Origin of the sequence: Rhodococcus sp. R1101, assembly GCF_000278445.1 — a bacterium.
GTDB classification, from domain to species: Bacteria; Actinomycetota; Actinomycetes; order Mycobacteriales; family Mycobacteriaceae; genus Rhodococcus; species Rhodococcus gordoniae.
Window position 1 is genome coordinate 1 of the sequence record NZ_AJVB01000293.1, and the last position, 4,694, is coordinate 4,694.

The window sequence follows — 4,694 nt, forward strand, 5'->3', positions numbered from 1 at the left end:
TGAGGACAGCGAGATCCTCGACTATCTGCGGATGCGCGCCGAACTGACCGACGCCGAACGCGCCCATGAGCGGCGCGGAAAGCAGGATCGGCGGACCGCGGCGGTGGCGTCGCTGGTGCCCCTGCGCCGCGGCGACATCATCGCGGTACCCGCCGGCAAACACACCGGGCTGGCGGTGGTGGTTCTGCCGGACACCGACGCCGGCGATCCGCGGCCGCAGGTGGTCACCGCCGACGGCTGGTCCGGTCGCCTCTCGGCCGGGGATTTCCCGACGCCGGCGACGGTGCTGGGCTCGTTGCGGCTGCCGCGGCACGTCGATCACCGCACCGGCCGCGGGCGCCGCGACATCGCGTCGGCGCTGCGGTCGAAGGGCCTGGTGCCGCCGCGCCGTCCCAAGCGCAGCAAGGCCAAGGGCGACACCCGCGAGATCGACGCGTTGCGCCGCGAGCTCAAGCACCATCCGGCGCGCAAGCATCCCGATCTCGATGCGCTCGCGCGTGTCGGGGAGCGCTACCACCGGTTGCTGCGCGAGACGCAGCAGCAGCGTCGCAAGGCCGCCGCGGCGACGGATTCGCTGGCGCGCACCTTCGAGAAGATCGTCGCGTTGCTCACCGAACGTGGCTATCTCACCGAGGGTGCCGATCCGGCGACCACCGAGGCGGGGGAGCGGCTCGCCCGCATCTACACCGAGTCGGATCTGCTGGTCGCCGAATGCGTGCGCCGCCGCGCCTGGGCGGGACTGTCCGCCGCCGAGCTGGCGGCGGTCGCCTCGGCGGTGATCTACGAGTCGCGCACCGACGAGCCGGTCACCGTCGTCGGACCCACGGGGCCGATCCGGCACGCGCTGGCCGAGACCACCCGGATCTGCGACGGGTTGCGGGCCGACGAGATCCGGCACCGGCTGCCCCCCACCCGGGAACCGGATCTGGGATTCGTCACCGCCGCCTACACGTGGGCGTCCACCGCGTCGCTGACCGAGGCGCTCGTCGCCGCGGAGGCGGCCGGCAAGGAACTCTCGCCCGGGGATTTCGTGCGGTGGTGCCGGCAGCTGATCGATCTGCTCGACCAGATCCGCACCTGCGCGGACGATCCGGAGCTCGCCCGCACCGCGGGCAAGGCGGTCGGGGCGGTGCGCCGCGGTGTCGTCGCCGTCGATCCCACCGCCGAGTAGCTCGCCCGGCGGGCGTGGATGCTCGGGCGGCGGGTGGACGCTACCGTATGGGCACACAACGGAAGGGTGAGTGGAGACGACGATGACCGGGCCGAACGAACCGCAGGACTCGCCGGGGCAGAGGCCACCGGAATCGACGGATCCGTGGGCACCGAACCCGACGTCCGGGGGCGGTGAGCAGCCCGGGTCGACGTGGGCGCCGCCCGCCGGCCGACAGCAGTGGGGGCAGGGCAGCGGCGCCGGGTGGGGGCAGTCGCCCGCCGGGCAGTCGCCGTGGCAACCCGACACCGGTGCGGGTGGGAACGCTCCGCAGCCCGGGTGGTCGCTGCCCGCCGGGCAGCAGACTCCCGGGCACCAGAATCCGTGGGGTGCGCCGACCGGTGCACCGCAACAGGGCTGGGCTCCGGCGCCGCAGCCACCCGCGCCCGGCTGGGGACAGCAGGCACCCGGTCAACAGGCACCGGGCTGGGCCCAGCAACCGGGAGCACAGCCGTGGGGCGCGCCCGGTCAGCAACCGACACAGCCCGGGTGGGGTGGTCAGCAGCCCGCCGGGACGCAGCCCTGGGGAGCGCCCGCGAACACCTGGCAGCAGCCCGGCACACCGCCGCAGAACGGCCCGCAGACAGGGAAGTCGAAGCTGCCCTGGATCCTGGGCGGCGTCGGACTCGTCGTGGTGCTCGCCATCGTCGGGATCCTCGCCGCGACGATGTTCGGCAGGAAGGTCCTCGACACCGAATCCACCCAGGCCGGCATCGCGAAGGTGCTCACCGAGTCGTACGGGGCCGGGCAGGTCGGCGACGTGCAGTGCCCCGGCGACCAGAAGGTCGAGGCCGGGCACAGTTTCACCTGCGCGGTCACCGTGGACGGTCAGTTCCGGGAGGTGACCGTTACCGTCACCGACGACAACGGCACCTACGAGGTGGGTCGCCCCAACTGACCGAGCCGGGTCAGCGGCCCGCCAGGGCCGCGACCAGCGCGGACACCGGCCGCTCCAGCCCCCACCGCTGCGCCAGCGCGGTGAGCTGCTCCGGCTCGGCCGGTTCCGCCGGCAGCACGTCCGAGCGGGACAGGTCCACCTGCGCGTCGGTGGCGACCCGCACCACCGGCAGCGCCGCATCCAGATAGTCCGCCGCAGCGGCGAGTTTGACCCGCATGCCCTTCGCCAGCGACGTCGACTCGTCGAGCGCCGCGGCGCGCACCGCGTCGAGGGAACCGTACTGCTGCAGCAGCGACGCGGCGGTCTTCTCGCCGACCCCCTTGACGCCGGGCAGCCCGTCCGAGGGGTCGCCGCGCAGCGCCGCGAGTTCGGCGTAGGCGGCGCCGGCCCGCTCGGCGGGCACCCCGTAGCGTTCGGCGACCAGCGCCGGATCGAACAGTTCGGCTTTGGCCAGGCCGCGACCGGCGTAGAGCACCCGCACCGGCACCGGGCTGTCGGTCACCACCTGCAGCAGGTCGCGGTCGCCGCTGACCACGATCACCCGGTCGGTGGTTTCGCGGGCGGCGAGGGTGCCGAGCACGTCGTCGGCCTCGAATCCGGCCGCCCCGCCGGTGGCGATGCCGGCGGCGGCGAGCACCTCGAGGATCACCGGCACCTGCGGCAGCAGCGCCGGCGGGACCTCCTCGACGGTGCCGTCGGACCCGGCAGCGACCCGGTGCGCCTTGTAGCTCGGGATCGCCGCGACCCGGAAGGCCGGGCGCCAGTCCAGATCCAGGCACACCACCAGCCGGGTGGGGCGGTGGGTGCGGATCAGCGAGGCCACCATGTCCACGAAGCCGCGCACCGCGTTGACCGGGCTGCCGTCGTGGGCGGTGACCTTCTCCGGGATGGCGTGGAAGGCCCGGAACCACAGGCTCGCGCCGTCGAGCAGCATCAACGTGGGGTCCGGTGCGGGCGTGAGGTTCTCCGGTGCGGTCACGGACCACATCCTGCCAGCCATCCGGCTGCGGCCACTAGGCTCGGATGCATGACCACTGCCGCCACCCGATTCCCCGCCGACCGTTACGCGGCCCGCCTGGCCCGCGCCGCCGAACTCGGTGCCGCTGCCGGCTTCGACGCGCTGCTCATCACCCCCGGACCGGACCTGCGGTATCTCACCGGTTCGCGCGCCGAGTCGTTCGAACGCCTGACCTGCCTGGTGATCCCCACCGACGGCTCCGGTGCCAGCGTGGTGGTGCCGCGCCTGGAACTGGCGTCGCTGCACGACTCCGCCATCGGGGAGCTGGGGCTGCCGGTGCGGGACTGGGTGGACGGTCAGGACCCCTACGCGCTGGTGCGCGAGCTCGTCGCGGCCGCCGGAGTGTTCGCGGTGGCCGAGGCGATGCCGGCGCTGCATCTGGTGCCGCTGACCGCCCGGTTCGGCACCACGCCGGCGCTCGCCACGTCGGTGATCCGGCAGCTGCGGATGGTCAAGGACGCCGACGAGGTCGAGGCGTTGCGCCGCGCCGGTGCCGCCATCGACCGGGTGCACGCCCGCATGGGTGAATGGCTGCGCGCCGGGCGCACCGAAGCCGAGGTGGCCGCGGACATCACCGCGGCGATCGTCGAGGAGGGGCACACCGCGGCGGCGTTCGTCATCGTCGGTTCCGGCCCGCACGGCGCCGACCCGCACCACGAGGTGTCCGACCGCGTCATCGATTCCGGCGACATCGTCGTCATCGACATCGGTGGTCCCGTCGAACCCGGCTATTACTCGGATTCGACCCGCACCTACAGCATCGGCGAACCGAACCCGGAGATCGCGACGAAGATCGCGGTGCTCGAGAAGGCGCAGCAGACCGCCGTCGACGCGGTGCGTCCCGGGGTGCGGGCCGAGGACGTCGACGCCGCCGCCCGCAACCTGCTCGCCGCCGCCGGCTACGGGGAGGTGTTCGTGCACCGCACCGGGCACGGCATCGGCCTGTCGGTGCACGAGGAGCCGTACATCGTCTCCGGCAACGACGACATCCTGCAGCCCGGCATGGCGTTCAGCATCGAACCGGGCATCTACTTCCGCGGCGAGTGGGGTGCGCGGATCGAGGACATCGTCGTCGTCACCGAGGACGGCTGCGAGTCGATGAACCTGCGCCCGCACGGGTTGACGGTGCTGCCGGGCTGAGACCCGCCACGGCATCCCGGAGCTCGACCCGGGACACTGGCCGCATGAACCACACCGCGCAGGGAACCGTCGTCATCTTCGGGGGACGCAGCGAGATCGGCGTCGAGGTCGCCACCCGGCTCGCCCCGGGCCGCATCGTGATCCTGGCCGCGCGTCGCGCCGACGAGCTGGCCGGCGAGTGCGCCGCCGTGCGGGCGGCGGGCGCGACGGCGGTGCAGGCGGTCGAGTTCGACGCCGACGCCCTCGACACCCATCCGGCGGTGCTCGACCGCATCGCCGCCTTCGGGCCGATCGATGTGGCGGTGCTGGCCTTCGGCATCCTCGGCGAGCAGGCCCGCGCGGAAACCGATGTGGCCCACGCGGTGTCGATCGTGCACACCGACTATCTGGCGCAGGTCGCGTTGCTCACCGAGCTGGCGCAGCGGCTG

Annotated in this window: 4 protein-coding genes and 1 pseudogene; 4 read left to right on the top strand and 1 reads right to left on the bottom strand. The window is 73.3% G+C overall.

Going from position 1 to position 4,694, the window contains the following annotated elements; all coding sequences use genetic code 11:
* Both R1101_RS0116205 and R1101_RS29660 read left to right on the top strand, forming a co-directional pair.
* A pseudogene (locus R1101_RS0116205) lies at window positions 1–1,171 on the top strand (DEAD/DEAH box helicase); the annotation flags it as partial.
* Between the two features lie 82 nt (window positions 1,172–1,253).
* Entirely contained in the window at window positions 1,254–2,108 is an 855-nt protein-coding gene (locus tag R1101_RS29660) for a DUF4333 domain-containing protein (RefSeq protein WP_081494108.1), read from the top strand.
* 10 nt (window positions 2,109–2,118) lie between these two features.
* On the opposite strand, the gene R1101_RS0116220 is transcribed toward R1101_RS29660, so the two are convergent.
* Window positions 2,119–3,096 (bottom strand): 5'-3' exonuclease, encoded by a 978-nt coding sequence (locus R1101_RS0116220; RefSeq protein ID WP_016934431.1) that lies wholly within the window; start codon window positions 3,094–3,096, stop codon window positions 2,119–2,121.
* 39 nt (window positions 3,097–3,135) lie between these two features.
* On the opposite strand from R1101_RS0116220, the gene R1101_RS0116225 reads away from it, so the two are divergent.
* Together R1101_RS0116225 and R1101_RS0116230 are read left to right on the top strand one after the other, a co-directional pair.
* Complete coding sequence (locus R1101_RS0116225) at window positions 3,136–4,266, top strand: M24 family metallopeptidase (protein WP_016934432.1); 1,131 nt, start codon at window positions 3,136–3,138, stop codon at window positions 4,264–4,266.
* 44 nt (window positions 4,267–4,310) lie between these two features.
* Window positions 4,311–4,694: SDR family NAD(P)-dependent oxidoreductase (locus R1101_RS0116230; protein ID WP_016934433.1), on the top strand; the 384-nt coding region annotated here is incomplete at its 3' end.

What these genes read in the sequence shown, in the direction of transcription:
- R1101_RS29660 (WP_081494108.1), top strand. Translation starts at nt 1,254, where the DNA reads ATGACCGGGCCGAACGAACCGCAGGACTCGCCGGGGCAGAGGCCACCG.
- R1101_RS0116220 (WP_016934431.1), bottom strand. Translation starts at nt 3,096, where the DNA reads ATGTGGTCCGTGACCGCACCGGAGAACCTCACGCCCGCACCGGACCCC.
- R1101_RS0116225 (WP_016934432.1), top strand. Translation starts at nt 3,136, where the DNA reads ATGACCACTGCCGCCACCCGATTCCCCGCCGACCGTTACGCGGCCCGC.